Genomic DNA, 25,850 nt, shown 5'->3' with positions numbered 1-25,850 from the left:
CTCCGTCCTCAAAGGCACGAAAACCGATCGCGGCCGTCTTGGACGGATTCGGCTTAAGGCATCTCGGCCGGATTTAACCTTGGGTGGGTTTCCTCGCCGAGCCAGAACAGCAATCCTCCAGAGACGAACATGGAGATCGCGACGAACCAGAAGGCTGCTTCGACAGCGCCAGTGAGACTGGCGGTCAGGCCAAGGCCGAGCGCGCCGATCGCATATCCAAGGTCACGCCAGAAGCGGTAGATGCCGATGGCCGAACCGCGCCAGAAGGGCGGCGTGATGTCCGCAACCGCCGCCGACAGGTTCGGGTAGAGAAGCGCCATGCCGAAGCCCGCCACCCCGGCCGAGACCGACCACCAGAGCGTGCCCGTGCCCAGTACGACCATGGCCACTCCCGCGCCGCAGATCCACATGCCCAGAACGTTGGGCCAGAATCGGCCGACATGATCCGACAGACGTCCGGTGAAGAGCTGCGAGCCGCCCCAGACGAAACCGTAGGTGCCGACGATCCAGCCGACCTCGGTGAGGCTAGCGCCCCTGGTCACGAGGAACACCGGGAGCAGCGCCCAGACCAGCGCATCGACGAACTTTTCGACGAGTCCCGCCTGCGAGATCGCGAAGAGACGCCGGTCGCGCCAACTCATCAGCGTGAAGACCTCAGCCGTCGACGGATGCTCGGAGATACCGCGAGGATAGCGCGGCGGGGTCTTCAGCGGCGCGACTTTGTGCGCGGCGCTCTCGGCACGGGCCCAAGGCAGCGTGTCCTGCACCCAGACAACGGTCAGAACCAGTGCGACGATGACAACGGTCAACCCGAAGACCAACAGCCCGGTTCGCGCACCAAGCCACTCGGCCGCGTAGGCGGTGAGGATACCGGCCAGCGCCACGCCCACGTATCCGGAGAACTCGTTCGGGCCCATCGTCAGCCCACGCTCCTCGGCGCGGGTGAGGTCGAGTTTCGCGGTCTGCGTCATCGACCAGCAGAGTCCCTGGTTCACACCCAGGAGCACTGTCGCGGCCACGATCCAGTTCCAGTTAGGTGCGTACCAGATCATCACGGGGATCGGCAGCGCCACGACCCAACCCCAGAACAGGACGCGCTTGCGGCCGATCCGCTCGGACCAGCGACCGGCGACGAAGTTCATCACCGCCTTCACCGCGCCGAAGGCCACGACGAAGGAGGCGAGCAGCAGGAAAGAACCGCGCTCCAAGCCGAATTCGCTCTCGGCCAGCGCCGGGACCACCGTGCGCGTCATGCCGATGGCGAACCCGACCAGCATCACCTGTATCAGCTGGTGTGCGACCTGAACCGCATTCTCGCGGATACCGTGCCGGAGATCGCTTTGGTTCATTTGTCAGGGTCACTTTTCGTGTTGTTCGCGTCAAGCGCATGTCCCGATGCCGGACCGCGCAGGGGCTGGATCAGCATCCGGTCGAGCCAGAGGTCGCGACGGGTGCGGAACTGCTCAATGCCGATCTCCATCCCCTCATGTCCCTTGGCGGGCTGAGCGATGTAGGTGCCGAGCAGCCGGTCCCACCACGGCAGGTTGAAGCCGTAATTCGAGTTGGTCTCGCGCGGATCGACGGAATGGTGGACGCGGTGCATGTCAGGCGTCACGACGAACCAGCGCAGGACGCGATCCACAGGCCGCGGGAGGTCGATGTTGGCGTGGTTAAAAAGCGCGGTGGCGTTCAGGATCACCTCGAACAGCAGGACCGCGACCGCCGGCGGACCTAGTGCGGCCACCACTGCGAGCTTGATGCCCATCGACATCAGGATCTCCAAGGGGTGGAACCGCAACCCGGTCGTCGCGTCGAAGTCGAGATCGGCATGGTGCATCCGGTGCAGCCGCCAGAGCCCCGGCACCGCGTGGAACAGGACGTGCTGGAGGTAGATCGCGAGATCGAGCAGCAGCATCGAGACGACGATAGCCAGCCAGACCGGCGCCTCGATGTTGTTGAACAAACCCCAGCCGTTGTCCTCGGCCATGATCGCGAGTCCGACAGCGAGGATCGGGAAGGTCAAGCGCAGGATCGCGGTGTCGAGCACCACGAGCGCGATGTTGTTCGTCCAGCGGATCACCCGAGGGATATCCCGGCGTCGACGCGGTGCTGCCACCTCCCACAGCGCCATGATCAAAAGGACGCTCAGAAAGGCAGCAAGACGGATTGTCGGCTCGGCAAGGAGAATCGTCTCGGACATGGGCTCATATCGCAGGGCTTGTGGTAGGCAATGGAATCGCTATCATTCAAGTTATCACTTGATTGATCTATCGTTTGGAGTATGCCCGTGTCAATCAGTCCGAAACTCGCCTTGCTGGAGGAATACGCCCTCGTCGCGCGCGCCCTCTCCGCACCGGCACGGCTCATGATCCTCGAGCAACTTGCGCAGGGAGAGCGTGGCGTGGAGGCGCTCGCGGAAAAAACCGGCCTCACCCTCGCCAACTGCTCACAGCATCTGCAGCATCTGCGCCGGTCGGGACTCGTCACCAGCCGGCGCGACGGTAAGGCGGTGATCTATCGGCATTCCGATGCGAAGATTCTGGAGTTAATGGACCTTCTGCGCATCGTCGCCGAACGGAACCTGGCGCAGGTCGAGCGCATCCTTCGTGGCCTCTCGGGAGGTGATGACCCGCCCGAACCAATGAGCCGTTCCGAACTGGCCGAACGTCTGACAGATGGTTCTATCACCTTGCTCGACGTCCGACCCTCCGATGAATACGCCACGGGGCATATCCCCAACGCACTGAACGTCACAGTCGCTGAACTGGAGAAGATCCTGCCCATACTCGAGCCAGATGCCGAGATCGTCGCCTATTGCCGAGGTCCCTACTGCGTCTATGCCCATCAGGCCGTAGCTGCCCTGCGTCGAAAAGGGCTGAATGCACGTCGGCTCGACGGAGGCTTGCCCGAATGGCGCGAGGAGGGACGGGAAATCGCGGCTGGATAGCCCAATGCACGTCTGAGAGTGAGCGCGCGTTGATCCCCTAATTCTTTGCTGCGCGGGGATACTCATACTCAAATAAATTTGAACCGCTAGGGAACTCCAGACGGCGCCAAGTCAACTCGGCAAAGGCACGAAATCGCCCGAAACCCTTCGATCAAAATATTAACATTTGCTGCACACGACACCTTGCAACTCTCTAAACCTACTTCTTAATCGCTACCATCAATCACTGGGCCAATCTCTTCGCCCTCTCGGACATCCTGACTACTTGTGCGCTGGCGCTCGTCATCGCATTCCGAACAGACGCGGGGCTCTGCGCTACGCCTCGCCCAATCATTTCTCCGGTGGTCAATGCGCCGATCCGCGCCCTGCCCTGGACACCAGATGTGTTAGCCAGCCCTCGTAGCACCCCGGCGGACCCGCTGATGATCGCCGGTGCCGCCGCAACCATTAGGTTTCCCGAGATGCCGCGAACGATCAGGGGTGTTGCTGCCACAAACCCCTTGGCCAGGAAAACCATGACGAAGAACGGCACGAGCGATCCGATGTTGGTTGCCGAATTCGGATCGCCGATCTGGGCGAGAAGCGAATTCGCCATGCCGACGACGGTCGAAAACATGGCTGCGATGACGATGGGGTAGAAGGCATAGCTGACTGTCGTCGAGACCCATCTGTGGAAGAAATCTTTGGTCGCGTCGAAGAGCGACAATGCGATCATGATCGGAGCAAGGCCGAGCATGAGGGTCAGCATCATCTTGGCGAATATGAGGACGATGCCGGTCATGAAGCCAAGGAGGCTCAAAAGAATAAGCCCAATGCCGCCTAGGATCGCGCCCGTCATCCAGTTCAGGTTGCTGCCGATGGCATTCAGGTACTGGCTGAATTTTTCGATCAGGATGTCGAATTCGCCGGCAAAGTGTGTGGCTCCGGCTCCTCCGCCGCCAACCGAAGACACCAGTGCGCCAGCGACGTAGTCCAAGCCTCCAATGACTGCGTTTGCTACTGCATTGAAGTTTGCCCAATTGAAGGCGAACAGACCGATAAGGGTCAGCTTGATCAGGTACCAGAAGAAGCTGGCCCCATCCATGCTGCGGAACTGGAATGCCATGTTGATGCAGACGCCGATTAGCGAAAGCGTGACCATCAGCAGGACGATCGTACCGGTATTGCTTGCCACGGCCCCGAACTGGGACTCAGCCGCATCGACAAGGAACGCGTCTGCCGTGCCGACCATCCAGCTGACGACGCCCATTACCAGTTGCCTTGAGCTTCGCAGATTGTACGCACGGTCGGCTCGAGTTGCTTCCTTACTTCAATCCAGTCGCGGCGAAACGCTGAATGCTCGGCTTGGCTAAGGCCTGCATACCTTTCATGATATTCGCCATCGGAGCTATCCCAAGCGGGAAAGCGAGTTTCACAGCCGCAGTCGCCAGATTCAGCGATCTCCTCCCAAGCCCGAATTTCGTACAACTCCATCAAAGCTGCTGCCTTGTAAGCTTCACGCGGATTGATTTCGTCCATCCAGGTCGGGCGCGCCGGACGATCGTTGCAGATCCGGTATTGTTGCGGCGACATATCGACTGTGAGATCGTTTGAGATCGGAGGCGAAGTCTGCGCCACAAGGGGGCCCGCCAAGGCGGCAAGCATGAGTGCGAGAATTGGTTTTCGCATCTGGGGGGTCCTTTTTTACTCAGCGGCAACGGAGGGGCTCTTGTTGCCTCTGCCGTCGACCGTGTCGAGGTTCAAATCTGTGGTTTGACCCGGGAGAAAGAACTCGGTGATCCCGCGCGCGCCTTCATGGCGGCCTGCCTGAATGATCACGTCGATCGAGCCCTCAATGTAATCGATCATGTCGGCATAGGTCATCGGCACATCGGTTTTCAGGGCGGCGATGGCGAGGCGGCGAACAGCAAGTTGTGGGGTCTCGGCATGCAGCGTAGTCAGCGATCCACCGTGGCCGGTGTTGATTGCCTCGAGAAACGTCATCGCCTCGCGACCGCGGACTTCGCCCAGGACAATCCGGTCGGGTCGCATGCGAAGAGTTGAGGCCAAGAGCACATCGGCACTGCGGGCATCCGTGTCCCGGTCCGCGATCAACGTCACGGCATTGGGCTGCTCGGGGCGCAGCTCGGCCGCCTCCTCGATGGTGATGATCCGCTCTTCGGACGGAATCAGCGAAAGGATCTTGCGCGCCGCGACCGTCTTGCCGGTCGATGTACCGCCCGAAACGATCATGTTGAGCTTGTTCTCGACGCAGAAGCGCAGCGCGGCGTCGATGTCGCCGGAGGCAACCACATTGCGCAGCGCGGCGTTTCGTTCGCGCCGCAGACCTTCGAGGCTGCGCTCCTTTCCAAAGAGGAAGCCGAGCCGGATTGCCTCCAGCGGCAGGGAGGAGAAGAACCGCAACGATATTGAAAACCCGCCTTCGACTGCCGGCGGCTGGATCACCTGCGCGCGGATCGGGCGATCTCGATATAGGATCGAGACCGAGACAATGGGCTTCTTCGTGCTGAGCGTCGTCGAGGCGGCCGAGGCGATCTGGTTGCCGAGGTCCTTGATCTCGGTCTGGCTCAGCGGGCTGCCGAGACCTCGCATGAAGTGATCGCCCTGGAATTCGCCCCAGACTTGTCCGTCGGGATTGATGCAGATCTCGATCGTGTCGTCGTGCAGGACCTCGGGGCCGAAACGGTCGAGCGACGCTTCCAGATAACTTGCGGCCATGTCAGAAAATCTCGAGGTCACGATCGACCATGACCGTGATCCGTGTACCCTGATCGACGTGTATCACTGGCCGGATCGCCAGATAGTCCTGCATCACGCTTTGCGTGCTATCGCGCAGATCCGTGCCGACATCGCTCGCAACATCGGCCGCCGCCTCGCTGTCGATTTGACCCGCTGCAGCCGCAGGCAGGGCGCCGATCAAGGAGATCAGCGCGGCGGAGCCGAAGCGTTGCGCGAAACGGGTGTCGACAAACCCGGTGGTGCCAGTACGGCCAAGCTCGTCTCCACCGAAGGCGCTGATCTGCACGGTCTGATTGTCGGGCAAGATGATCCGGTCCCATGCCACCATGACGCGCGATTGGGCGAGTGCGACATCGGAGCGGTAGCGCCCGATCAGCCGCGCGCCGCGCGGGATCAGGATACGGGTTCCATCGAAAGAATGGACGTCTTCCGAGACGATGGCGCGGATCGCGCCGGGCAGTGTGCTGTCGAGAGCCGTCTCTGTCACAGCCTGAATCATGGTGCCCTGAACAACCGTGTTCGATGGGTTCGCGATCACTTCGGCACGTGTCACCTGTGCTGGTTGCGCGCCCGAACGAACAAAGGCTTCATCTGCATTCAAGCGTGCGGCTTCCAGCGTGTTCTCCCTATCCGCACCCGCGCCCATCCCGGAGAACGCGATCATAGGAGACGCGATACGCTCTGCGCGGGCCTCAGCTTCAGCAGCGCGCCGCCTTTCGAGTTCGGCCAGCCGCAATTCTTCTTCACTTGGTCCCAATGAGGTCGGCTCTGGTGGTGCAAGCCGTGCAAGTTCCAAGTCCATGCGGAGCTGATCCAATTCGCGGTCCCGCTCGGTCAGCTGCCGCTCGAGGGCACGCTGAGCCTCGGCGGATGCTTCCTGTAAGGTGGCAATTTGCGCCGTCAGGTCCGCGATAGCCTGCTCCGCCCCGCTATCCGCAGCCTCGGCCGGTCTTGCGCGCAGGTCCTCGAGTTCCGCTCTCAATGTCGCAAGACTTTCCATCAGCGCGAGTTCCGACTCGCTCGGACCTGTGTCCGCAGGCGGGGCTTGGCTGGGCTCCGGGGCAGAAATCGGCGCCAGATCTCCGAATCCGGGGCCGCTGCTCTGGAACTCCTCCGGCGCGGCGGTCGCCATTGGTGCTTCTGCCGAAGGCTGTAGGGCAGCCCACGCCAGACCACCTGCTGCGGCGATGCCGACGACTCCAAGGATCGCGGCAAGCGGTGCAGGCCGCTTGTTTGCCTTCGCTTTGCCTGTCGAACCTTCGAGAGCCGCGAGGCGCGCGGCGAGGTCTTCCGTACCTTCGGTCATGATGTGGCCTGTCCTGCGTCCTGGACGCAAACCACCTCTTCGCCAAGGCGAAGGACCCATTGTAGGTTGACGCCGGACACGCGGAGGACGCCGTCACTCAAGGCTTGGCTGTTCACCGCGCGTTCCCTGCCGTCCGAATAACGGAAGATGGCGGGCACCGGCGCATTCCGTGCGAACCGGAAATACGTAAAGGTACCATCATCCCAGATGGCCGTCGGCGTGAACTCTTCTCGGGCACTGACCGCATAGTTCGCGTTCGGCGCATCGGCCGCAACCGCCCTGGTGGGTTGCACGCGGTTTTCAGGGTAGCGGAACTGCACGACATAATGCGGCGTCTCCCGGGCTTCGACGACATGGAAGTAGTAGGAGCGACGGTTGGTGTAGACGGTGATGTTGGTGGCGACGCCAGATGCTGTCGGCTTGATGGCGAAGGCACGGCCACCCGGGACACCGTCGAATTGAAACCCGACCGTATCGCCGGAGATGATCGAGCGGATGGTTTCACCCTCACCGAATTCGACTGTTGTGACGCGGGTCAGAGTCGTGACGACACGGTAAACCTGGCCTTCAGTCCAGGTCGCGACGCGAACGCGGTTGTCATGAGAACCCGGGCGGGGCGTGGTCTCGGCCAAGGCAGTCGATCCCGCGAACGCGAGAATACTGGCGGCCAGCAGCGTAGAGATTAGAGTGCGAGTCATTCGGAACGGTCCGATCGGATGGCATATTGGGTGACGGTGAAACCGAAAGGGTTTTGCCAGACATCGTCGATCGCGCGGGTCCGCTCGGGCCGGAATTCGAACATCAACGTGGCAGTGAACGATCCATCCTGTACCCCTTGCGGGCTTGTCAGGCGCTTTCTGAGCCGCACCTGGGCGCGGTTATCGCCAATAAGGGTGATAGATGCGATCTCAACGGCCATCTCGGCCGCAGCCCCGTAACGCGTCGGCGGATAGCTGTCCTGCCCCGATGTCCACATCGCGCGCATGTTGGCCTCGGCCGATCCGGAGGACTGTGCGAGGACACGGCGGACACGAAGGTCGTTGTCGAGCTGGTTGTAGGTTTCGCGGTCGAGAATGTAGCGGTAGATTTGCGCTTCGATCACGGCAGGCCGTTCGGCGAGCGACACGGTTTCAACCGTGGCATTGGGGAGCGCCATCCCGGTCGCGGGATCGTAGGGCACAACCACGGGAAGCGGCGTTTCGACCATCAGCGCGATAGCCGCAGCCGTCAAACAGCCGAATACGCCAAAGCCCGCCCCGGAAAGGCCGATCACTCGCCAAAGCTGTTCACGGCGCAGGGCACCGTAAACAAGTTCCTCTTCCACGAGCTCGCGCGCAGTCATCACCCCTGCCCCACTCACGGCTCAAGATCCGGCAAGGTGAAGTCCATGTAGCGGCGTTCTTCAGCGACGGTGGCGGCGTCAACCACGCCTGCATTGCCAGCGCCTAGGGTTTGGATCGCTTCCAGCTCCCACATCCGGGTCATGGCGATGGCGAGTTCCGCCGTGACGCGTGTGTTATGATCCATCGAGGCTTTGAGATCCTCCATGTCCGGGATCATCTCGACCAGACGTTCCACCCGTTCGAGAGACTGTTCCGCCTCTGCGTGGCTGTTCTGCGCCGCCGCCGACATCACAGCACCTGTGGTTGCCCGCGTGGCCACGCCTTCCGCGCCCGGATTGCCGCTGGTGGCGATTTCGCGGAGTGAATCCTCGTCGAACCCGGCGCTTACCAGCGCCTGTTCCATCTGCGTGCGCATGGGTCCGGCATTGGGCCCGACGAGAGCGCTCCAATCGCCCGCCTGCATGCCTCGGATCAGGCCGGGGATGTCTTCGAAGTCGGCCTCAAGCAAGGTGTCGAGGTCCCCGCCCATGGCAAGTCCGAGGATGCTGCGCGGCCCGGTGAGCGAGGCATACATCTCGTTCAGCTGATCGAGTTGGCTTTGCAGCATGTCCAGTTGCTCCAACGCATTGTCCAGAAGATCGGTCTGGATCCCGAAATCCTGCAGCATCTGCTGAAGCTGGCGGATTTCCTGAGCAATGTTCTGAGTGTCCACCGTGGGCACACCCTGTGCCGCGACAGGTCCGGTGACATTGAGGGCAAGCGCGAGAGCGATGCTACCGGCGAAAAGGGAACGGGGCAGGCGCAGGTTCAACGCAAATCCTCCTGACTAAAATCCATGTATTGCCGCTCGGCAGCTTGCGCTGCCGCCAAGGCGATCTGTTCGGCGCTGAGTGGCTCGGTTCGGGCGGCCTTGATCCGGGTCCGGATTGCGACCAGCCGGGCCAGTTCGGCCCGGGCATAGGTGTTGAGCGCGATGGCTTCGTGGAGATCCTCGGTCTCACCAATGCGGGTGATGATGTCCTGAACCCGCAGGGCGGCGGCACGGACCGAGACCAGCGAATAGTCGCCATAGACCCCTGCGCCGTGGGCCGAGAGGCTGAAACTCGCGTTGGCGAGGAGCACAGGGTCGATGGTGCCGAGCGCGTCGATGCCGCCTACGGCCGCGAGGTAGCTGTTGTACTGCTGCGGGATCACCACGACATAATGCTGGGTTTCCGCGAAGGGTGGCACACCGCCATAATCCTGCACATTGCCCGGCCCGGCGTTATAGGCGGCGAGCGCATGGATGATGTTGCCGTCGAACATGTTCAGCATTTGTGCGAGGTATCGCGCACCGCCGGTGACCTGCAGATAGGGATCGTCGTAATAGGCCGGGTAGATCCCGAGATCGCCCGCGGTACCGGGCATGATCTGGGTAAGTCCGAAGGCCCCCACGGGTGAGCGAGCCCCAATCTGGAAACGACTTTCCTGCCAGATCAGCGCCTGCAAAAGGCAGCGCCATTGCACGAGCGAAAGACCCGCGCGGCTGACCCCGGACAGACTATGGGTGTCGCGTGCTGCGCGGATGATCAGCTCCTCGATCCCTTCCCGGGCATCGCCGAACATCCGCGCTGCCGCTGGATTGGTGTCCTCGGGCGCGTAAAGACTGGCAGCCGCGCTTTCGACGTCGTCTACCGCCCCCTGCCCCGCCTCGAGCCCCGCCACGGTTCCGGCCACGTCTCCAGCGCCAAGCGACATGGCATCCATCAGCCCTTCGAGGGAGGCGAGTTGCTGACGCTTGATCTCGGCCAGTTCCTCCTCGCGGCTTAGCCGGTCCTGCTGCAGTGTCAGGTCCCGATCGGTCTGCTCGAGGATCGCCTGCCGCTCTGCGAACAGGCGCAGATCGAAGGTTGGCACGCCCTGGGCGACCGCCGGCCCCGCCGCGGGAGCTGCCAGTGCAAAGCCGATCATCGAGAGAGGAAGCCAGTTCCGCATTGGCTCAGCTGCCCGCCCCCAAGAGGACGAAATCGCAGGCCGTGTCGCGACGCGTGACTTCCGCCCCCATGGTCGAGATCGTGGCGGTGGCGGTTCCTGCCTGCGCAGGAGTCTCGCGAAAATTGAAGCAGTTGGCTTGCGGGGGGTTATGCTGTGCACAGGCTGTCAGGGTCAGGCCGAGCCCGAGCAGCACGACGCTGCGAATGATGGTACGAATCATGTCACTCTCCAGAATTCAGGACGTTCGCGATAATCGGCGCCGACAAGTGCTTCGCCCTTCTCCATTCCTCCAAGGATGGTCACGAGCGGGCCGAGCGCGCTGAGATCGGCATCGATCACGACGGACCCACGGTCGTCGCGTACAAGTGCGAGCCGCGAGGCCGAGCCGACGCCCAGAAGTACGTCGAGCTCTTTCTCGGTCAGGCCGAGCATCGCGTAGTCAGCGGCGGACGCACGAATGTTGGGCAAGAGCACCTGGGTCGGCACCGCTTCCACGATGGTCTTGCCGGTGCGCGTGCGCTCGAGCTGGCTGGCATATTGCGTCATCATCACGACGACGGCGTTCTGCTTGCGGGCGGTCACCAGCCAGTTGCTGAGTCGCTCCGCAAAGTAGGCGTTGTCGAGGGCTTTCCATGCCTCGTCGATGACGATGATGGTGGGCTTGCGGTCCTCGATCACCCGCTCGACTCGGCGGAAGAGGTAGGACAGGACCGCCATGCGTTCCCGCTCGCTCTCGGAATCGAGGATGCCGGTGAGGTCAAAGCCCGCGACGTCTCCATCGATGCTGAAACTGTCCTCGGCATTGGCCCCGAAGATCCAGCCGTAGCGACCCTCGGCCGTCCATTCCTGCATACGCTCGAAGAGATCGCCTTCGTCGTCGGTCGAGACCAGCAGCGAGGCGAAATCCGACCAGTTCCGTAGGCCCGCATGTCCTGCGCTCGCGTTCTGGCGTACGACCTCCTGCAGTCGGTTGGTCTGAACCGGGGTCAGCGGTCGTTCGCGCCGCTCCAAGAGGCTCGCGAGCCAATCAGCAAGCCATGCCTGGCCGCGGGTGTCGATCTCTGTCTGCAGAGGATTGAGGCCCGTGGGGCGCCCCGCCCGCACGGTCGAATAGCTGCCGCCAAGCGCGCGGACGGCCATTTCCATGCCAGCGCGATAGTCGAAGACGAAGACCCGCGCACCGGCGCGGCGGGCCATGGTCATCAGGAAAGCCGCCAGTACGGATTTACCGGAGCCGGGGCGGCCCAGGATCAGCGTGTGCCCACCTGTGGGCTCGCGATCCGGCGCGCCCTGTTCGTGGAAGTTGAAGCGAAAGCCGCTGCGCTCGGGCGTCGGGAAGAGTGTGATGGGCACGCCCCACGGCACTTCCTTGCCAGTCTTGCCGAGCGGGGTGCGGTGAAAGGTGGCGAGATCGGCGAAGTTGTGGTTCGTGATCGCTGCCTTGCGGCTTCGCGCCCCGGTATTGCCGGGATGCTGCGCCATGAAATGCGCCCGCGCCCCGAAGGCCTCTGAGATCAGGTTGATGCCGGAGGTGGCGGAGATGTTGCGGATCTCGGCCGCGATATCGTCGAGGGCGGCTTGGGTCCGCGCATAAACCGCCACGGTCATGTGATGCTCGCCGAAGATCAGGCGTTTGGATTCCAGATCGTCTTGGGCGAGTTCCAGTTCCTGAGCGAGGCTGATGGCCCCGTCATTGGCGGCTTGCATCAGGCGCAGCTGCCGTTTGATCCGGCCCGCCATGATGTTGGCGTTGATCGGCACAAAGGAGTGCGTGACCACCATGTCGACGGGCAGATTCAACTCGTCGAGCATCAGGCTATCGGTCTTGGCGGGGTAGTTCTTCACCCCGAAGATCGCGCCGAGCTTGTCGCCGACCGCACCGTCGGAGAGCGCGATGGTCGTGCCGCGGAAGGTGACGCGGGTATTGGCCACATCCTCGGCGATCACGCCGAGGCGCGACCTCGGGAAGAGCGGATGCTCTTCGCCTGTATTGAGCGAGCCGAGGAAGCCCAGAAGCTCGCCTGTGCTGGCCGCGAGCAAGCGGGGTTTCAGCTCATCGAAGGACGACAGCAGAAACCCTATGACCTCATCAAGCTTGCGCAGACGCCGCGTCGTGTCCGCCGCATGTCGGGCGCGAGACGCCCCCAGACCGAAGGGCAAGCGGCTCCCTGCCTCGGGGCGCTTCAGCACGGTTAGGGTCAGCGTCTTGTCGCGCAAGCCCGCGCGACCGAGATGCGCGTGCCATCGTTTGTCGACGGCAGCCGCAAACCCTTCGCCCGGAACGGGCGGCAGGGTCACATCGACCGCTTTCGACACCTTGTGCAGGTAGAATGAGAACTCCGTCCCCACCTGCGCGACGATGCCAGCCAGCAACCCTCCGATCCGGTCGAGATGCGCGTCCTCGCTCGTCGTGCTGTTCACCCCTTCGAGCCGGATGCATTGCATCAGCTCGTTGCCGCGTGTCCGGATCGTTCGGTCGTTCACGAGGCTCACATAAGGCAGCATCATTGAGAGCCGCTTCTCGCCCTTGACCCATGCGGGTAGCGCGGTCAGCGGATCGAGCGCCTCCGCCATGTCATTGGCAAGTCCATCACGGGGCATAGCTGTCGCCTCCGTGCAGCTTGCGGTTCGTCGTGGGCGGGGTTTCCTGCAAGGTGATCACCAGGACATCGAGGAAGTTCGGATCCCAGTCCGCGGCTTTCCAGAGCGCCGGCCAGGCCAGCCCCGCGAAGACGGCCACCACCCAGCTCTGCACCCAGAGGAATAGAAGCGTAGAGCCGAAGAGCCAGACCATGGCGTACATGATCGGCAAGCCCATCAGCTTGGGTGGCCTGAGAAGGCCGATGAACACGCGGGACTGGTCAGCCATGGATGGAGCTCAGGTCGTCCAGATGGCGGCGACGATGGTGGGTGCTGCGGCGATGCCCGCGATTGCAACCACGACCCAGAGGGCCTGACGGAAGTCGAGGATGCCAAAGAGCCAGGAAAGGAACACCCCGATCAGCGCGAGCGTTCCGATCACGATCCCCAAGGGGCCGGTGATCGCATCGACGATGCCTTGCAAAAGGGTCTGCACCGGCGAGAGGTCGATGCTCTGGGCCAGTGCTGGTCCTGCCAGCACGATAAGGGCCATCGCGCCGAACGCGGTGATCGCCCGCGTGCGGAGCAAGCTTTGACGTTTCCTCGATGTCATGAAAGATCTCCTCTGAGCCGCTCAAACACGGCAGTCACACGGGCCACGTGCCCTTGGGTTTCTCGAAAAGGGGGGATGCCGCCGTGGCGTGTGACCGCCTCAGGGCCAGCGTTGTACGCCGCAAGGGCCAGAGAGCCCTCGCCGAACTGGTCGAGCATCATCAGCAGGTAGCGGGCTGATCCGTCGAGGTTTTGCGCAATGTCATGTGGGTCCACGCCGAGGTCGCGGGCGGTATCTGGCATAAGCTGGCCAAGGCCTATGGCACCGACAGGGCTGCGTGCAGCCGGATTGTATGCGCTCTCGACTTCGATATTGGCCCGGTAAAGGAGCGCCCAATCAGTGACTGAAAGCCCTGCGCGACGCAGCGCACCATGCCCGGCATACCGCAGAGCCGTGGTCTCGATCGCATGGAGGATTTCTGGGGTGGCGCGGGCGGCGGATCGAGCCGGGATCGCTGTCTCGCTCGTTGCGTCAGGAACGCGAGGTTTTGCGAAGAGAAAAAGGCGCCCGTTTGCCTCTTGAGAAGAGGAAATCAATTGGCCGTCTGGGCCAACCGAAAAGATGAAACCGTCGGCCAGGGCCGGGGGCGCGGAACAAACGCCTGTACCCAAAGCAACGACGAGCGCAGTCGCGCGGTCAGCTGCCTTTGACCGGAGGCGCGGCGTGGCGCTCGCGGCCACCTTCTTCAAGTGGGATGCTAGCGGTCGTACAGCCCATGTCGGCCAGGAAACTGACAAGGCCAACGATGGTTTTGAAGTCGCGGAGCTTGAGGACGCTTCGGCTGGTGACGAGCATCTTATCGTCACGCCCATCAGTGGCGACGGCGCGGATGACCCACGAGCCGTACCAGCTGTTATGGCGCTTCTCTGCTCTCTCCTTGCAGACCACCTCAATGAGGTAGCCCTCGGCGAGCAAGCCGCGCAGTCCGTCTTCTGTAACCACATTCGGGGCTTCTTCTATCATGGCCTTCCCTTGGGTCCTTGTTCTGCCTGGGTGCAGTATCAGGCCCACGGGGTCGCAACACCGTGAGCGATACAAAACAACATTAATGATAGCAAGACAATAATAACGTGTTGACGAAGTTCGCCTTGCTTCGATAACGGTGATAGCCGACAGAATGATAATCTTAAAGGCGGCAAAGGAGTTTTGCCCTGCGCTTGTTTGTTGCGCGCAACGCACCGCTGCTGTTCGCGCTCCTGCTTGGAAGCATGCCGGTAGTCGCGGCTGCGGATTGCGTATCTCCCGAGCGACCGTTCTTGCCTCAGTCGCATGACGACATGCGTGCCTACGCCGATCTGCTGCGTTCTGATTTCGAGGGCTACATCGCCGACATCCAGGAGTACTTCCGCTGTCTTGATGCCGAGCGCGCCCGCGCGTTTCAGGAGGCGCGCGAGGTCAGTGAAGACTATGGAAGACTGGTCGAGCTATTGGACTGAGCAACCGCATGGGCTTAACCGCCGTCGAGATCCTCGTAGTAGACGAGTGCGGGCATGTTGCGGCGCTGATGCACGATGCGCAGGATGACTGCCGCGCCATCCGCCGCATCGAGCCGCTTGTAGAAGATCACGTGTCGCTGGCAATTGACGGACCGCATCCCCGGGACAAAGAGACTCCTGTCCCGGCCCGCGTCGGGATCCCCAGTGATCCGCTCGAAGGCGGTGACCAACTGGCGGTAATAGACGAGCCATTGGTCCCTGCCCCATGTTTCGACGGTGTAGGTGCGTATCTCTTCGAGGTCGGACTTGGCCTGTCCGGAAAGCCGAATAGTCATGCGGGTCAGCGATCAAACGCATCCGGTTCGAAGGCTTGGGCATCGAACTCGGCGAAATCCCCATTCTCGGCCAGGGTGGCTGCCATCTCGAGATCGGCCTTGAGGGCATAGAACTGCCGCGCGCCATCCTTCTCCATCAGCATCCTTACGCCGGCGCGCACGACTTCGCTCAGATTGGCGTAGGCGCCGGACTCGATCTGCGCCTGCACATATTTCTGCATCGGTTCGGTCAGGTGGACGTTTGGCATCAGACTCTCCTATCCATGCTCGATCATAGCAGATACTGCCATAAACCTTCAAGCGCATGTTCGATCCCAACATAGGCCACAACACAGGATCGTTGCTCCACCCGCCCTTCCGTTCCCGGATTCCAGCCGGGGAACCAAGCCCTACAGTTTTCCGACCCTGCCCTTCCCGGGACCATGGACGCTGCGACACGCCGTTTGACGGGCTCATGCGGTCTGTTCTTCCGTGACCGCTTTCGTGGCCGCATGGAAACACCGCATTTTCCCTTTTTCGCAAATGTTTGTTTGGCATCTAACGTGAAATGAAGCCGCAAATTTGGCCGCTTCCAGGACGCCTCAAGAGCCCAAACCGTCATCAGATCTTGGAAGCTGTCTCGCGATACAAGCGAACAATTGCAGGTCATCATCAATCAAATCTCCTTGCCATCATTAATGTTGTTTCGTATCGCTGCACCATTATAGATGGATTCGGCATCATGAAGCACGTGATCCACGGCGTGGCCACGGCCACGGCAATGAGCATATCCGGACTAATGGCCTCGTCAGCACCGGCTCAGGCCTATCAGGTGGACTGTGCGATCCTCCTCTGCCTTGCGGGCGGCTGGCCTGCCTCTGCGCCCTGCGCACATGCTAGAGCGGTCTTCATTCGGCGGATCACACCATGGCCGATCGAGCCACCCTTACAAATCTGGCGGTGTCCGATGGGTGTGTCGTTAAACGATCCCAGTCCGATGTCGCCCATGGAACGCCTTTATGAGATCACGTTCCGCGATCCGCCCGAACCGCAGGAATCGACTCCGATACCCCTTGTTCGCGTCCAAGCGGATGAACAAGCCGACATCGACATCTCAGGCGACGCCTTTGACTTTGTTCGGAGCATTCGCGTGTATCACATCCAGTACCGGCAGCACGAAAACCGAGATGGTGACTGCAATCGCAACGACTCCACGCGGTTGGGGTCCTACGGAGTGCAAGGCGATTACCGATGGACAAGATCCAACGTGGGCCAAGTGCCGGCCGCATCCGGCCTGAGCATCCCGAATGGATGCGGCAGCTACTTCTACCGCTCCGTCTTCGTCGACTGGCGTGATCACGCCGGGAACTATGGTTCTGAAGAAGTTCGCTACTGACAAAATCTGCACGCGGTCTTGCCGCGCGCGTCCTCACAACCCCGCACGAAAGGCTGTGCAAAACCCCCAAAAAGGAGACGACGCCAGACCGTGAAGCCTGACGCCGTGCAAGAAAACTCCGTGAACAAGAGTTTCCTAGCGCACGGCTAAGACACCTGCAACCAGCAAAGTTGTTTTGCTGGCAAGAATGTTGTTTTCTCACGACATGGCGTCGGATCTCCAAGGAGACCTCGACCATGGAACCTACGACCGGCCTGATCCTGCGACGGATTACGCAGACAAATCTCTCTGTTGCAGCGCACAAGCTTGCCACCCTCATCCTCGACGCCATCGCCTGGAAGGATGGCTACAACGGTTTGTCGCGCGGAACGGCAGCCTTCACCCTCTCTGCCCTGGCGGAGAAGATGGGTGTCTCACGACAATATCTTTCGGTTCTTTTGAGCGAACTTGAGACGTCGGAGTTGCAGCTCGAGCGGGCGAAGCCGAATGGCAAGTTCGCGCCCTGGATCTTTCGGTTTTCCGCCTTCGACGAGGAGAGTGAAACCCACGATCTCGTGTCAGGTGAAGGTGACACATCACTATCTAGAGATAGTAATAACAAAACTATCTTCTCAGGACTGATCGACATCACAGCGAGTTCGAATGTTTTTCAGACCAGTTGGGCGGAGCTCATCAAAGCAGCGAAGGCCACGCTGCCCTGCTGGAACGTCGACACCCAGGTCATCTGGGACCGCTTCCTCACCTTCAATCGGTCCCGAGGCAACGGCAGGGTGCCGGCCGGCTTCCTGCTTGGCTTCATGCGCCGATGGCGGAATTCGCCGGGGACTCCGCCTCGTCCCGAGGTGAAACCATCGCAGAAACGGGTACCAGACCCCAAAGAGCGCGAATTGCTGAGACAGATGCAAGCCGCCCCGACTGCGAACCGCCAGTTCCATGCGTCCGACCTGTGTCGTTTGATCGGACACGCTGCCTACGAAGCGCGTGTACTCGATGTGATCCACAAGTTTGGGTGTCAGAGGTTTTCAGCAACCTTGGCGGTGCACGGAAGAGCGGTGTTGGCAGGGGAGATTGCGCGGTGAACTTTGCGTCACATGCGTGGAAATTTCAGCCGTCTCGACATCATCTTCCCAGCCTACAGTGCCCGCGAGCATTGACGAAGCAAACCTTCGCCGCGCGCCACATGAACTAACGCAATGCGGACGAAGCCGCTGTTCGTTGCGCGTGCGACATGCGACTGGTCGCATGGTAACTAAGCGCGGGCACCGGACCTTGCTAATCGGGATTCCCAAGAGACCTAGGGAGTGGGCGGACGTTACGAGCCCCGGCGGTTATTGATGTCCAAGCATCGGTAATCGCTCCGTGTTTCTCGAATGGCGCGATCATGAGGGCAAGTATGGGTTCGAGCAGGTCGATTATTGAGGGAGGGATGGAGCGAGCTCGCGGGTCTTTTCTGGTACAGTTTGGTTGCGGGGGCGTACAACCAACGATACCTGCGATTGGTCGAACGCCAGATCCCCAAGCTCGCAGCGCAATGTAACTCGTTGTCGTCGTTTGGAAAACCCGATTTTCGAACCACACACACCTCGCATTTAACTCCAGAGGTTGGTCAGCCCCCAAAGGGCACGAGGTTTGTTCCCACGGTTGACGGTGGGCTCCATTCGCTGGAATGGAATGAAGCATTCATTATGGGACAAGTGCGTCACGGCTGCGCCACGACCACGCACGCCATCCGCGCAATAATAATGTGGGATAGCCCGCCACTGATGGTGTGGATGGCCCGACCCACAGCATCGCATTGTGCCCGGATGGGTCTGGATACAGCGCCCCGAAAGGAGCCGTCCATAGAACAACGATCCTCAACATCGAGCGCCTGCTTGCTTCTGCTTAAAACCTGCCAGACGCCGCGCGACCAGTGTTGTGGACAGGCTGGCGGCACAGTTCCGGGGCACGCAGGATTAGATCGAGGACCTGGCCGCACGGATCGACGAGGTGCACGCCGGTGACGCGCTTGCACGCCGTCTGGCAACGGTGCCCGGGGTCGGCGCGATCTCGTCCAGAGCCTTCGCCGTGACGATACCAGACGTGAGCTCCTTCAGAAGCGGTCGCGATTACGCAGCCTTGCACGACGTGACGCCCCGGTCCCATTCGAGCGGCGCAAGGAAAGGCTGGGACGGATCTCGAAGGCCGGCAACTGCCACCTGTGCCGATTGCGATACCCGGGCGCCATGGCGAGGATCCCGTCCGCTGATCTGCCGCGCATCTCGGCTGATCAAGGCGGCTTAGCGAGTTGCTGGAACGTAGGGCGCGACACTTGGCGGCCACAGGCTCAGAGCCAGGTCGAAGACTCGATTGACGTTCTGCGAGATGACTGCTAGTAAGTGTTCGATCACTAACTAATTGATGCCGGATGATGCGAAAATCAGCAGACATGCGCAAGGCCGAGATCGTCGCGACCGTTCTCGAGATGGCTGACCGGATCGGCCCGGATCGGGTGACCACAGCTGCGGTTGCAGAACGGATCGGGGTGACCCAGGCGGCGCTGTTTCGGCACTTCCCATCCAAGGCAGAGCTATGGGCAGCCGTCGCCGAACAGGTCACCGACACGCTCGCGACGGCTTGGGGGGCGGCCCTCGAAGATGTGTCGGATCCGCTGGAGCGGGTGCGGGCGTTGGTGGCGGCGCAGCTTGCGGTGATTGCGCGCACGCCGGCGATCCCGATGCTTCTGTTCTCGCGCGAATTGACGATCGAGAACGAGGTGCTGCGCGGCGCCTTCCAGGAACGCCTCGGCGCATTTCACGAAATGCTTGCGGCGGACCTCGCTGCGGCTCAGGCGCAAGGACGGATCCCGGCCGAACTCGTGCCGCGTGATATCGCCCATCTGCTGAGCTCGCTTGTCCAGGGTGCCGCGATCAGATGGGCCCTCGGGGAGCGCAAGACATCCATGGAAGAAACGGGGCTGGCGCTGCTCGATGTGCAGTTGCGCCTGCTGCAACGGCAGGAAGGATCGCGGAGAGATGCGTAGGAGTTGGTTTGTCCTCGGTGTCGCTGCAATAGCGCTGGCGGGGGGGCTCTGGGGGATGCGCCAAAGACCGCTGCCGGTGCAGGTGCTCGCGCCGCAGACGGACCTCACGCTTCGGATTTATGGTCTTGGAAATGTCGAGGCGCGTGTGCTGAGCGCCGTTGGTTTCGAGCTCGGTGGCGCGGTGCAGAGCTTGTCCGCCGATGCGGGGGATCGTGTTGCGGCCGGGCAGGAACTGGCCGTGCTGCATTCCGAGGAGCAACAGGCTCGCGTTCTCCAGGCCGGGGCCGGGGTGGCCGCCGCGCGCGCGGCGCTCGCCAAGGCGGAGGCTGCTCTGCCCCGGGCTCAGGCGGTTCTGTCGCAGCGAGAAGCGGCCAATGCGCGCCAGCAGGAACTGGCGCGCGCCGACCGGGCCTCGAAGCAAAACGCTGAGGAGGCACAGCGTGATCTCGATGTCGCGCGCGCCGATCTCGCGGTGGCGGAGGCCGAGCTGATGGTGCTGCGCGCGCAACTGGCCGAGGCAGACGCCAACTTGCGCTCGGCCCACACGCTTCTCGATCAGCACGCCCTCACCGCACCCTATGACGCCCTGATCATTGCGCGCAAGGCCGAGGCCGGCACCGTGGTCAAGGCGGGGGACACGATCTTCAGCCTGATTGATCCGCAAACGATCTGGATCCAAGCCTATATCGACGAAGAGCGCGCGGGGCAGCTTGCGCTGGGGCAACGGGGAAGCATCCGTCTTCGCTCGCGCCCGCAGCAGGCGTTTCACGGGGAAATAGCGCGTATCGGATTGGAGAGTGACCGCGTCAACGAGGAGCGCAAGGTGTGGCTCACCTGTTCCGACTGCCCCGCCGAAATGTATCTTGGCGAACAGGCTGAGGTCTTGGTCGCCATCGGTCATCGAGATCGGGCCCTGATGGTGCCAGAGGTCGATATCGCGGGTTTCGATGGCGCCTCGGGAACGATCTGGATCACGCAAGATGGTGCGCTCGCACGGGCAAAGGTGCAGTTCGGGGCGCGTGACGATTTGGGGCGCGCGGAGGTGACAGGCGGTCTGCCGGACGGCGCGAAGGTCATCTCTCCGGTTCCGAAGGGCGCGGTCGAGGGCCGCAAGGTCCGCATCGAGGCCGGCGCATGACGCTCGCGCTCAAGGACATCCGGCACAGCCTGTTTCGTTTTGTCCTGACCTGCTTTGGGCTGGGGCTGTTGATGACCGTCGTGCTGGCGATGATCGGGATCTATAACGGTCTGGTGTCGGATGCGCTTGCGGCGGTGAAGGCCCCGCGCGCAGATCTCTGGATCGTCGAGGCGAACACTCAGGGGCCCTTTGCCGAGGCCTCTGCGTTGCCCGCCTCGACTCGTGATGCGGTTGCGCGCCTTCCGGGGATCGCCGAGGCAGGCGCGATCACCTATCAGACGATCGAGGCCCGGCACGGGGCGCAGACGCTCCGGCTATATGTCATCGGTTACGAGCGCGGCCATCCCGGAGGCCCTCCAACTCTCGTCGACGGGCGGGGCCTAGGGCGCAGTCATTACGAATTGGTCGCCGATCGCAAGTCGGGGCTTACGGTCGGAGATACGATCCGTCTGGGACGCAACCGGTTCAGCGTCGTGGGGCTGACGGAAAATGCGATGAATTCCGGCGGCGATCCCGCGGTCTTCATGACCTTGTCCGATGCGATGGCCCTGCAAAGCGAGCTCGATCCCGCCGCCGAGAGGGTCCGGGCCGCGCGCGGGGCGGCTGCGCCTGATACCAGCACAGTGGCCGCGGTCATCGCGCGGATCGAGCCGGATGCCGATGTCACGCGGGTTGCGGCAACGATCCGGCAATGGAAACATTTGGGCGCTCTGACCCAGGCGCAGCAAGAAGAGCTGTTGCTCGCGTCGGTCGTGGATCGCGCGCGCCGCCAGATCGGGCTGTTTCTGGGGATATTGCTCAGCGTCTCGGCCGTGGTGATCGCGCTGATCATCTATACGATGACGATGGAGAAGCTGAAACAGATCGCGACGCTCAAGCTGATCGGCGCGCCGGATCGCACGATCCTCGGTCTGATCGTGCAGCAAGCCTTGATCCTGGGCGCCTCGGGGTGGGCGATCGGGCTGTCGCTGATCCTGCTGGTGAAAGACAATTTTCCGCGTCGGGTGGTTCTGGAGCCAACCAACGCTTTGGTGCTTTTCGGGATCATCATCTTCGTTTGCATCCTGGCATCCGGATTGGGAATCCGCGCCGCGCTCAAGGTCGATCCGGCGACCGCGCTCGGAGGCTGAGATGGCGATCGGTGATCTTCTCGTCGAGGTGTCGGGTGTGGCCAAGCATTACGGCGAGGGCGAAGCCCGCGTCGATGCCCTGCGCGCGGTCGATTTGCAGATCCGTGCGGGCGAGGTGGTGGCGATGCTCGGCCCCTCGGGCTCGGGCAAGACCACGCTGCTCAATATCATCGGCTGCATCGTCGATCCCTCGGCCGGCCGGCTTGTGCTCGATGGCGAGACAGTGTTCGACGGCCGGTGGCTGCGCGGCAACCTGCGGCGCCTGCGTCTGGACAAGATCGGCTTCATCTTTCAGGCGCACAACCTGCTTCCGTTCCTCACCGCCGAGGAGAATGTCGCGCTGGTGCTCGATCTGGCGGGATCGACGCCGGCTGCGTCGAAAGCCCGCGCGCGCGACTTGCTGGAGTATCTCGAGGTGGGGCATCGGGCGCGGGTCAAGCCTGCCCATCTGTCGGGCGGCGAAGCGCAGCGCGTTGCGATTGCGCGCGCATTGGCGAACCGGCCGCGGATCATTCTTGCCGACGAGCCGACGGCGGCCCTCGATTCCGTAAGGGCGCAACTCGTGATGGATTTGCTGCGCAAGCTCGCCGTCGAGCAGGAGGCCTGCATTCTCACCGTGACCCATGACGAGAAAATCTTCGACCGCTTCGATCGGCTGATCCATCTGCGCGATGGGCGCCTGAGCACGGAGTAAGGCACGCGGCAGCCAACCCGGGAGGCTTGGGGCGCGGTGAAACGCGTGGTCCAGGCAACACGCCAGGATGCGCCCCCCGATTCCCAGCGTCATGTTCTGCGCGGATAGCGAATGGCTGGCTCGCAAACACGGGCCGTCGCGACGTAGGCAACGGAGGAAGGTCCACATCGCCTTGGACACGAAAACCGGCAACATACGCGCAGTCGACTCCACCTCGAGCCGTCACGGAGGCAGCCCTTTCCTGCTCGCGGTGCTAGAGTAAATTCCCGAGATGCGGCGATCGCCACCCTCATCGCGGACGGCGCCCATGACACGCGACGATGCCATGGTGCGATCATGGACCGAGACTCTCATGCCGATCCGCCGGAACGGGCGCAGCTGGAAAGAGGGTTGCCCCACAGCCTCAGCCTAGAACGAGATCTTGCACGCGACGCGACGCCTTGGAAGAGCGCCCTGGAATCGATGGACTGACTATCGCGTCCGAAATCGGGGCGAAGCTCCGATGAATCGCCTGAAGCTCTTTGGCGAGCGAATCCGGTAGCGCCTGTCGCTCAGTGATGAACCGCTTCCCGGCCCTTGGCCGCGCCAAGATTGAGGCTATTGTCTGAAGGGAGACGGGAAAGGGAACCGCCAGCCCGAACGTTGATTGGCACAACAACGGCCCGTCTCGCATTCACCAAATTGGTATTGAAAATGCCGATTGATCGAAGATAGCATGAGACTCAAGTTCAAACTCGTGAGAATCCCATGCCCTCCGCCGCATCTTCCCAAACCAGGGCGGCCCCGCTCACCGTTCGCCGCTGGGCGCCCAAAACCCGCATGATACGCGGCTGCTGGAATATCCCCCCGGACGCCCTCGCCGTCACGCCCGACCTCGTGCTTGCCCCTCCTCGCCGGCTGGAGGGCGGACGGCGATCGCCTCGGCTATGGCGGAGGGCTCCTTCGACCGGACGCTTGCGGCTCCCAGGCCGAGACCTTTCGATGTCGGGGGTGAGCTTCAGGCGGCGCGAATTACCGCGATCCATCCACCATCCCATGATATCCGCCTCGACCTGATCTTGACCGAGGCCGAAGCACAGACGGAACGAGACCTGACATGACGACAAGCTCGGAACAGATGCGGACCTGGAACGGTCCAGCCCTCCTGACCTTTGGGTTTCGCCCCTTCTTTCTCGGGGCCGGGCTATGGGCTGCGAGTGCGATGACGCTGTGGCTCCTGATGCTCTCAGGTGCGGCGGAGCTACCGATACGCTTCGATCCCGTGACTTGGTATGCGCACGAATTCCTGTTCGGGTATCTTGGGGCTGTGATCGCAGGATTTCTGCTTACGGCAGTCCCCAATTGGACAGGGCGTCTTCCTGTCGTCGGCTGGCCGCTCGGCATTCTGTTTCTCCTTTGGGTGATTGGTCGCATTGCGATTGCTGTCGCGATCTACCTTCCGGTTTGGATCGTGGCTCTGGCAGATCTTGCCATGCCCGTTGCATTGGTCGGCGTCCTGATGCGCGAGATAGTCACGGGCAAGAACTGGCGCAACCTGATCGTCCTGGGAATGCTCATCGCCTTTACGCTCGCGAATGCGACGTTCCATTGGCAAGCCGCAACAGGCGCCTTCGCCGCTGGCGATCTCGGGCTCAGGGCTGGGCTCGGAGCCGGGATCATGATGATCGCCGTCATCGGGGGGCGTATCATTCCCTCGTTTACCCGAAACTGGCTGGTCAAGCGACGCGAGACCCGGCTCCCAACCCCGCCGATGCAGCGGTTTGACCGGGCTGCCCTGCTCATTCTTCTGGTCGCCCTGCTGTTCTGGGTGGTTTCCCCCGAAAGCCTTATCTCAGGTACGATCCTGATTGCGGCCGGCGTCGCACATGCGATACGCTTGGTCCGGTGGGCCGGGAGGCTCACCTTGTCCGAGCCGCTGGTCTGGGTCTTGCACGCCGGCTATGCCTTCCTCCCACTCGGAGCCTTGGCTATTGGTTTTTCCACCTTCTGGCCGGGCCTTCTGACGCAAGCCGCGGCCCAGCATGTCTGGATGGCCGGCGCAATCGGGCTGATGACGCTGGCGGTGATGACCCGCGCGACATTGGGGCATACAGGCCAGACCCTGACCGCGGGAACCGGAACGCGGACGATTTATCTCGGCCTGATCGGTGCCGTCCTGGCGCGACTGATAGCCGGTCTTGCGCCCGGAGCTGCCGGGGCGCTCTACGCGATTTCGGGCCTCTGTTGGATCGCGGCCTTCAGCGGTTTCGCGATCCTCTACGGGCCGCTGCTCGTTCGTCCCAGGATGACGACATGACGCTGTGGAATGATCGGAGCTTGCGCGCGCTGTTGTGGCGCCCTGCGTCAGCCTGCCCTTGCCGATAGGTCCGCCACTTCGGCCGATCCCGGGGCGCGTCTCGGGCTGACCGGTTCTGGATTGTCCTGTTCGGCGTTGTCGATTGCCGTCGTGATCTGGCGGATCGTGGCGGCTGGGCGGGCCGCTGTCATTTGGATCTTTCTATGAATCCGGATCGTCGATCAATGGGTTGGGCTTTGCAAATCGCTCGAGATCCTGTTGATCGCTGATGTTGACTCGATTGCCCTGGACAGCGACGCCATAGGCCTGCAACCCCCTGAAGGCGCGGCTCAGGTTCTCGGGGGTCATTCCGAGGTAGGACGCCAAACGGCGTTTCTCGAACTCCAGGTCGAACTGGGGACCAGCCCCCACACGCGCCTGCAGCCGAAGAAGATAGTTCGCAAGTCGCTCCTGAGAGGTCCGTAATTTCAGCTCCTTCTTGGTCTTCACGGCGGAACGGTAGCACTGCGCCAGCTCCGCCACGATGGCGCGCGCGAAGAAGTTGTCGACGTCAAATATGTTGCGCACGTCCTGACTGGGGATAAGAACAATCCGGCTTTTTTCCAAGGTTCGGGCCGACATCAGGTAGGGCGCGCTCTTGATCGACGCCGCGAGGATGAACGTCGACACCGGCCGAGCGGTCGCCATGCTGGTTTCCCTGCCGTTCCAGACCGAGAAGAGATCGACGGACCCAGACAGGACGACATGCAGAAAATCGCTTGGTTCTCCCTCGGTTATCAGTTCGATCTGCGGAGGAAAGTTCTGAACGTAGGCGCCGCGCATCAGCGCGCTGAAGTGCGCGTCATCCATGCCCGAAAAGAGGTCCAGCCTCCGGACATCGGGAGAATCTGATTCTGGTATGCCCAATCGCACGGCCTCCCTC

The 25,850-nt window shown here is 62.1% G+C and carries 29 protein-coding genes and 1 pseudogene; 11 read left to right on the top strand and 19 right to left on the bottom strand.

What is annotated here, in order from left to right; translation table 11 throughout:
• Positions 1-53: 53 nt before the first annotated feature.
• Positions 54-1,349: an MFS transporter gene (locus AC2ISB_RS18455; RefSeq protein ID WP_486577412.1), complete on the bottom strand. Its 1,296-nt coding sequence runs from the start codon at positions 1,347-1,349 to the stop codon at positions 54-56.
• Entirely contained in the window at positions 1,346-2,200 is an 855-nt protein-coding gene (locus tag AC2ISB_RS18450) for a sterol desaturase family protein (RefSeq protein WP_486577411.1), read from the bottom strand. The genes AC2ISB_RS18455 and AC2ISB_RS18450 overlap by 4 nt, the downstream gene beginning before the upstream one ends.
• Before the next feature lie 81 nt (positions 2,201-2,281).
• Between AC2ISB_RS18450 and AC2ISB_RS18445 the strand changes: the two genes are divergently transcribed.
• A complete protein-coding gene (locus tag AC2ISB_RS18445) occupies positions 2,282-2,947 on the top strand; it encodes an ArsR/SmtB family transcription factor (RefSeq protein WP_486577410.1) in 666 nt (221 codons plus the stop codon).
• A gap of 223 nt (positions 2,948-3,170) precedes the next feature.
• Here the strand turns inward: AC2ISB_RS18445 and AC2ISB_RS18440 are convergent, their stop codons facing one another.
• Genes AC2ISB_RS18440 through AC2ISB_RS18375 form a run of 14 tightly spaced genes read right to left on the bottom strand, consistent with a single transcriptional unit; the run spans position 3,171 to position 14,465 of the window.
• On the bottom strand, positions 3,171-4,196 hold the full coding sequence (locus tag AC2ISB_RS18440; RefSeq protein ID WP_486577409.1) for a TrbL/VirB6 family protein: 1,026 nt from the start codon (positions 4,194-4,196) through the stop codon (positions 3,171-3,173).
• A complete protein-coding gene (locus tag AC2ISB_RS18435; protein WP_486577408.1) occupies positions 4,196-4,615 on the bottom strand; it encodes a hypothetical protein in 420 nt (139 codons plus the stop codon). The genes AC2ISB_RS18440 and AC2ISB_RS18435 overlap by 1 nt, the downstream gene beginning before the upstream one ends.
• 15 nt (positions 4,616-4,630) lie before the next feature.
• On the bottom strand, positions 4,631-5,665 hold the full coding sequence (locus AC2ISB_RS18430) for an ATPase, T2SS/T4P/T4SS family (protein WP_486577407.1): 1,035 nt from the start codon (positions 5,663-5,665) through the stop codon (positions 4,631-4,633).
• Position 5,666: 1 nt separating this feature from the next.
• Positions 5,667-6,992, bottom strand: a complete 1,326-nt coding sequence (locus tag AC2ISB_RS18425) for a TraB/TrbI/VirB10 family type IV secretion system protein (RefSeq protein WP_394445521.1) — start codon at positions 6,990-6,992, stop codon at positions 5,667-5,669.
• Positions 6,989-7,690, bottom strand: coding sequence for a TrbG/VirB9 family P-type conjugative transfer protein (locus AC2ISB_RS18420; RefSeq protein ID WP_486577405.1), 702 nt, complete (start codon positions 7,688-7,690; stop codon positions 6,989-6,991). Before AC2ISB_RS18420 ends, AC2ISB_RS18425 begins: the two co-directional genes overlap by 4 nt.
• On the bottom strand, positions 7,687-8,334 hold the full coding sequence (locus AC2ISB_RS18415) for a VirB8 family type IV secretion system protein (RefSeq protein ID WP_486577404.1): 648 nt from the start codon (positions 8,332-8,334) through the stop codon (positions 7,687-7,689). Before AC2ISB_RS18415 ends, AC2ISB_RS18420 begins: the two co-directional genes overlap by 4 nt.
• A gap of 14 nt (positions 8,335-8,348) precedes the next feature.
• Positions 8,349-9,146 (bottom strand): type IV secretion system protein, encoded by a 798-nt coding sequence (locus tag AC2ISB_RS18410; RefSeq protein ID WP_486577403.1) that lies wholly within the window; start codon positions 9,144-9,146, stop codon positions 8,349-8,351.
• Positions 9,143-10,309: a lytic transglycosylase domain-containing protein gene (locus AC2ISB_RS18405; protein WP_486577402.1), complete on the bottom strand. Its 1,167-nt coding sequence runs from the start codon at positions 10,307-10,309 to the stop codon at positions 9,143-9,145. The genes AC2ISB_RS18410 and AC2ISB_RS18405 overlap by 4 nt, the downstream gene beginning before the upstream one ends.
• A 4-nt stretch (positions 10,310-10,313) precedes the next feature.
• On the bottom strand, positions 10,314-10,529 hold the full coding sequence (locus AC2ISB_RS18400) for a hypothetical protein (RefSeq protein ID WP_486577401.1): 216 nt from the start codon (positions 10,527-10,529) through the stop codon (positions 10,314-10,316).
• On the bottom strand, positions 10,526-12,910 hold the full coding sequence (locus tag AC2ISB_RS18395) for a VirB4 family type IV secretion/conjugal transfer ATPase (protein WP_486577400.1): 2,385 nt from the start codon (positions 12,908-12,910) through the stop codon (positions 10,526-10,528). The genes AC2ISB_RS18400 and AC2ISB_RS18395 overlap by 4 nt, the downstream gene beginning before the upstream one ends.
• Positions 12,900-13,178 carry a VirB3 family type IV secretion system protein gene (locus AC2ISB_RS18390; RefSeq protein WP_009574151.1) on the bottom strand — a complete coding sequence of 93 codons (279 nt, stop codon included), beginning with the start codon at positions 13,176-13,178 and terminating at the stop codon, positions 12,900-12,902. Before AC2ISB_RS18390 ends, AC2ISB_RS18395 begins: the two co-directional genes overlap by 11 nt.
• Positions 13,179-13,187: 9 nt before the next feature.
• Complete coding sequence (locus AC2ISB_RS18385) at positions 13,188-13,502, bottom strand: TrbC/VirB2 family protein (RefSeq protein ID WP_486577399.1); 315 nt, start codon at positions 13,500-13,502, stop codon at positions 13,188-13,190.
• The gene (locus AC2ISB_RS18380; protein ID WP_437172073.1) at positions 13,499-14,182 is read right to left on the bottom strand and encodes a lytic transglycosylase domain-containing protein; all 684 of its coding nucleotides are present in this window, start codon (positions 14,180-14,182) and stop codon (positions 13,499-13,501) included. The genes AC2ISB_RS18385 and AC2ISB_RS18380 overlap by 4 nt, the downstream gene beginning before the upstream one ends.
• Complete coding sequence (locus AC2ISB_RS18375; RefSeq protein WP_010138156.1) at positions 14,139-14,465, bottom strand: hypothetical protein; 327 nt, start codon at positions 14,463-14,465, stop codon at positions 14,139-14,141. The genes AC2ISB_RS18380 and AC2ISB_RS18375 overlap by 44 nt, the downstream gene beginning before the upstream one ends.
• A gap of 245 nt (positions 14,466-14,710) precedes the next feature.
• Between AC2ISB_RS18375 and AC2ISB_RS18370 the strand changes: the two genes are divergently transcribed.
• The gene (locus AC2ISB_RS18370) at positions 14,711-14,938 is read left to right on the top strand and encodes a hypothetical protein (protein ID WP_486577430.1); all 228 of its coding nucleotides are present in this window, start codon (positions 14,711-14,713) and stop codon (positions 14,936-14,938) included.
• A 14-nt stretch (positions 14,939-14,952) separates the two neighbouring features.
• On the opposite strand, the gene AC2ISB_RS18365 is transcribed toward AC2ISB_RS18370, so the two are convergent.
• Positions 14,953-15,273, bottom strand: coding sequence for a type II toxin-antitoxin system RelE/ParE family toxin (locus AC2ISB_RS18365; RefSeq protein WP_017468227.1), 321 nt, complete (start codon positions 15,271-15,273; stop codon positions 14,953-14,955).
• A 5-nt stretch (positions 15,274-15,278) separates the two neighbouring features.
• The gene (locus AC2ISB_RS18360) at positions 15,279-15,521 is read right to left on the bottom strand and encodes a type II toxin-antitoxin system ParD family antitoxin (protein ID WP_008336111.1); all 243 of its coding nucleotides are present in this window, start codon (positions 15,519-15,521) and stop codon (positions 15,279-15,281) included.
• A 473-nt stretch (positions 15,522-15,994) separates the two neighbouring features.
• Between AC2ISB_RS18360 and AC2ISB_RS18355 the strand changes: the two genes are divergently transcribed.
• The 9 genes and pseudogenes from AC2ISB_RS18355 to AC2ISB_RS18315 all read left to right on the top strand — a co-directional run bounded on the left by AC2ISB_RS18355 (position 15,995) and on the right by AC2ISB_RS18315 (position 24,928).
• Complete coding sequence (locus AC2ISB_RS18355; RefSeq protein ID WP_486577398.1) at positions 15,995-16,648, top strand: hypothetical protein; 654 nt, start codon at positions 15,995-15,997, stop codon at positions 16,646-16,648.
• A 236-nt stretch (positions 16,649-16,884) separates the two neighbouring features.
• Positions 16,885-17,727 carry a hypothetical protein gene (locus AC2ISB_RS18350; RefSeq protein WP_486577397.1) on the top strand — a complete coding sequence of 281 codons (843 nt, stop codon included), beginning with the start codon at positions 16,885-16,887 and terminating at the stop codon, positions 17,725-17,727.
• A gap of 910 nt (positions 17,728-18,637) precedes the next feature.
• Positions 18,638-18,931: a transposase gene (locus AC2ISB_RS18345; RefSeq protein WP_486577396.1), complete on the top strand. Its 294-nt coding sequence runs from the start codon at positions 18,638-18,640 to the stop codon at positions 18,929-18,931.
• 145 nt (positions 18,932-19,076) lie between these two features.
• Entirely contained in the window at positions 19,077-19,670 is a 594-nt protein-coding gene (locus AC2ISB_RS18340) for a TetR/AcrR family transcriptional regulator (RefSeq protein ID WP_068768052.1), read from the top strand.
• A gap of 76 nt (positions 19,671-19,746) precedes the next feature.
• Positions 19,747-20,808, top strand: coding sequence for an efflux RND transporter periplasmic adaptor subunit (locus tag AC2ISB_RS18335; RefSeq protein WP_232230937.1), 1,062 nt, complete (start codon positions 19,747-19,749; stop codon positions 20,806-20,808).
• Positions 20,805-21,938 (top strand): ABC transporter permease, encoded by a 1,134-nt coding sequence (locus AC2ISB_RS18330; protein ID WP_486577395.1) that lies wholly within the window; start codon positions 20,805-20,807, stop codon positions 21,936-21,938. Before AC2ISB_RS18335 ends, AC2ISB_RS18330 begins: the two co-directional genes overlap by 4 nt.
• Before the next feature lies 1 nt (position 21,939).
• Positions 21,940-22,632 (top strand): ABC transporter ATP-binding protein, encoded by a 693-nt coding sequence (locus AC2ISB_RS18325; protein WP_068768049.1) that lies wholly within the window; start codon positions 21,940-21,942, stop codon positions 22,630-22,632.
• Positions 22,633-22,720: 88 nt separating this feature from the next.
• Positions 22,721-23,240, top strand: a pseudogene (locus tag AC2ISB_RS18320) (transposase); the annotation flags it as partial.
• A 488-nt stretch (positions 23,241-23,728) separates the two neighbouring features.
• Positions 23,729-24,928, top strand: a complete 1,200-nt coding sequence (locus AC2ISB_RS18315; protein ID WP_486577394.1) for an NnrS family protein — start codon at positions 23,729-23,731, stop codon at positions 24,926-24,928.
• A gap of 201 nt (positions 24,929-25,129) precedes the next feature.
• Here AC2ISB_RS18315 and AC2ISB_RS18310 read toward each other — a convergent pair whose 3' ends face one another.
• A complete protein-coding gene (locus tag AC2ISB_RS18310; protein WP_486577431.1) occupies positions 25,130-25,828 on the bottom strand; it encodes a helix-turn-helix domain-containing protein in 699 nt (232 codons plus the stop codon).
• Positions 25,829-25,850: the final 22 nt, after the last annotated feature.

This window comes from Thioclava sp. NS-SX20 (assembly GCF_057380695.1).
The sequence above is the reverse complement of the archived record's forward strand: the minus strand, read 5'-3'. Positions and strand labels throughout refer to the sequence as shown.

What these genes read in the sequence shown, in the direction of transcription:
- AC2ISB_RS18455 (WP_486577412.1), bottom strand. Translation starts at nt 1,349, where the DNA reads ATGAACCAAAGCGATCTCCGGCACGGTATCCGCGAGAATGCGGTTCAG.
- AC2ISB_RS18450 (WP_486577411.1), bottom strand. Translation starts at nt 2,200, where the DNA reads ATGTCCGAGACGATTCTCCTTGCCGAGCCGACAATCCGTCTTGCTGCC.
- AC2ISB_RS18445 (WP_486577410.1), top strand. Translation starts at nt 2,282, where the DNA reads ATGCCCGTGTCAATCAGTCCGAAACTCGCCTTGCTGGAGGAATACGCC.
- AC2ISB_RS18440 (WP_486577409.1), bottom strand. Translation starts at nt 4,196, where the DNA reads ATGGGCGTCGTCAGCTGGATGGTCGGCACGGCAGACGCGTTCCTTGTC.
- AC2ISB_RS18435 (WP_486577408.1), bottom strand. Translation starts at nt 4,615, where the DNA reads ATGCGAAAACCAATTCTCGCACTCATGCTTGCCGCCTTGGCGGGCCCC.
- AC2ISB_RS18430 (WP_486577407.1), bottom strand. Translation starts at nt 5,665, where the DNA reads ATGGCCGCAAGTTATCTGGAAGCGTCGCTCGACCGTTTCGGCCCCGAG.
- AC2ISB_RS18425 (WP_394445521.1), bottom strand. Translation starts at nt 6,992, where the DNA reads ATGACCGAAGGTACGGAAGACCTCGCCGCGCGCCTCGCGGCTCTCGAA.
- AC2ISB_RS18420 (WP_486577405.1), bottom strand. Translation starts at nt 7,690, where the DNA reads ATGACTCGCACTCTAATCTCTACGCTGCTGGCCGCCAGTATTCTCGCG.
- AC2ISB_RS18415 (WP_486577404.1), bottom strand. Translation starts at nt 8,334, where the DNA reads ATGACTGCGCGCGAGCTCGTGGAAGAGGAACTTGTTTACGGTGCCCTG.
- AC2ISB_RS18405 (WP_486577402.1), bottom strand. Translation starts at nt 10,309, where the DNA reads ATGCGGAACTGGCTTCCTCTCTCGATGATCGGCTTTGCACTGGCAGCT.
- AC2ISB_RS18400 (WP_486577401.1), bottom strand. Translation starts at nt 10,529, where the DNA reads ATGATTCGTACCATCATTCGCAGCGTCGTGCTGCTCGGGCTCGGCCTG.
- AC2ISB_RS18395 (WP_486577400.1), bottom strand. Translation starts at nt 12,910, where the DNA reads ATGCCCCGTGATGGACTTGCCAATGACATGGCGGAGGCGCTCGATCCG.
- AC2ISB_RS18390 (WP_009574151.1), bottom strand. Translation starts at nt 13,178, where the DNA reads ATGGCTGACCAGTCCCGCGTGTTCATCGGCCTTCTCAGGCCACCCAAG.
- AC2ISB_RS18385 (WP_486577399.1), bottom strand. Translation starts at nt 13,502, where the DNA reads ATGACATCGAGGAAACGTCAAAGCTTGCTCCGCACGCGGGCGATCACC.
- AC2ISB_RS18375 (WP_010138156.1), bottom strand. Translation starts at nt 14,465, where the DNA reads ATGATAGAAGAAGCCCCGAATGTGGTTACAGAAGACGGACTGCGCGGC.
- AC2ISB_RS18370 (WP_486577430.1), top strand. Translation starts at nt 14,711, where the DNA reads ATGCCGGTAGTCGCGGCTGCGGATTGCGTATCTCCCGAGCGACCGTTC.
- AC2ISB_RS18365 (WP_017468227.1), bottom strand. Translation starts at nt 15,273, where the DNA reads ATGACTATTCGGCTTTCCGGACAGGCCAAGTCCGACCTCGAAGAGATA.
- AC2ISB_RS18360 (WP_008336111.1), bottom strand. Translation starts at nt 15,521, where the DNA reads ATGCCAAACGTCCACCTGACCGAACCGATGCAGAAATATGTGCAGGCG.
- AC2ISB_RS18355 (WP_486577398.1), top strand. Translation starts at nt 15,995, where the DNA reads ATGAAGCACGTGATCCACGGCGTGGCCACGGCCACGGCAATGAGCATA.
- AC2ISB_RS18350 (WP_486577397.1), top strand. Translation starts at nt 16,885, where the DNA reads ATGGAACCTACGACCGGCCTGATCCTGCGACGGATTACGCAGACAAAT.
- AC2ISB_RS18340 (WP_068768052.1), top strand. Translation starts at nt 19,077, where the DNA reads ATGCGCAAGGCCGAGATCGTCGCGACCGTTCTCGAGATGGCTGACCGG.
- AC2ISB_RS18330 (WP_486577395.1), top strand. Translation starts at nt 20,805, where the DNA reads ATGACGCTCGCGCTCAAGGACATCCGGCACAGCCTGTTTCGTTTTGTC.
- AC2ISB_RS18325 (WP_068768049.1), top strand. Translation starts at nt 21,940, where the DNA reads ATGGCGATCGGTGATCTTCTCGTCGAGGTGTCGGGTGTGGCCAAGCAT.
- AC2ISB_RS18315 (WP_486577394.1), top strand. Translation starts at nt 23,729, where the DNA reads ATGACGACAAGCTCGGAACAGATGCGGACCTGGAACGGTCCAGCCCTC.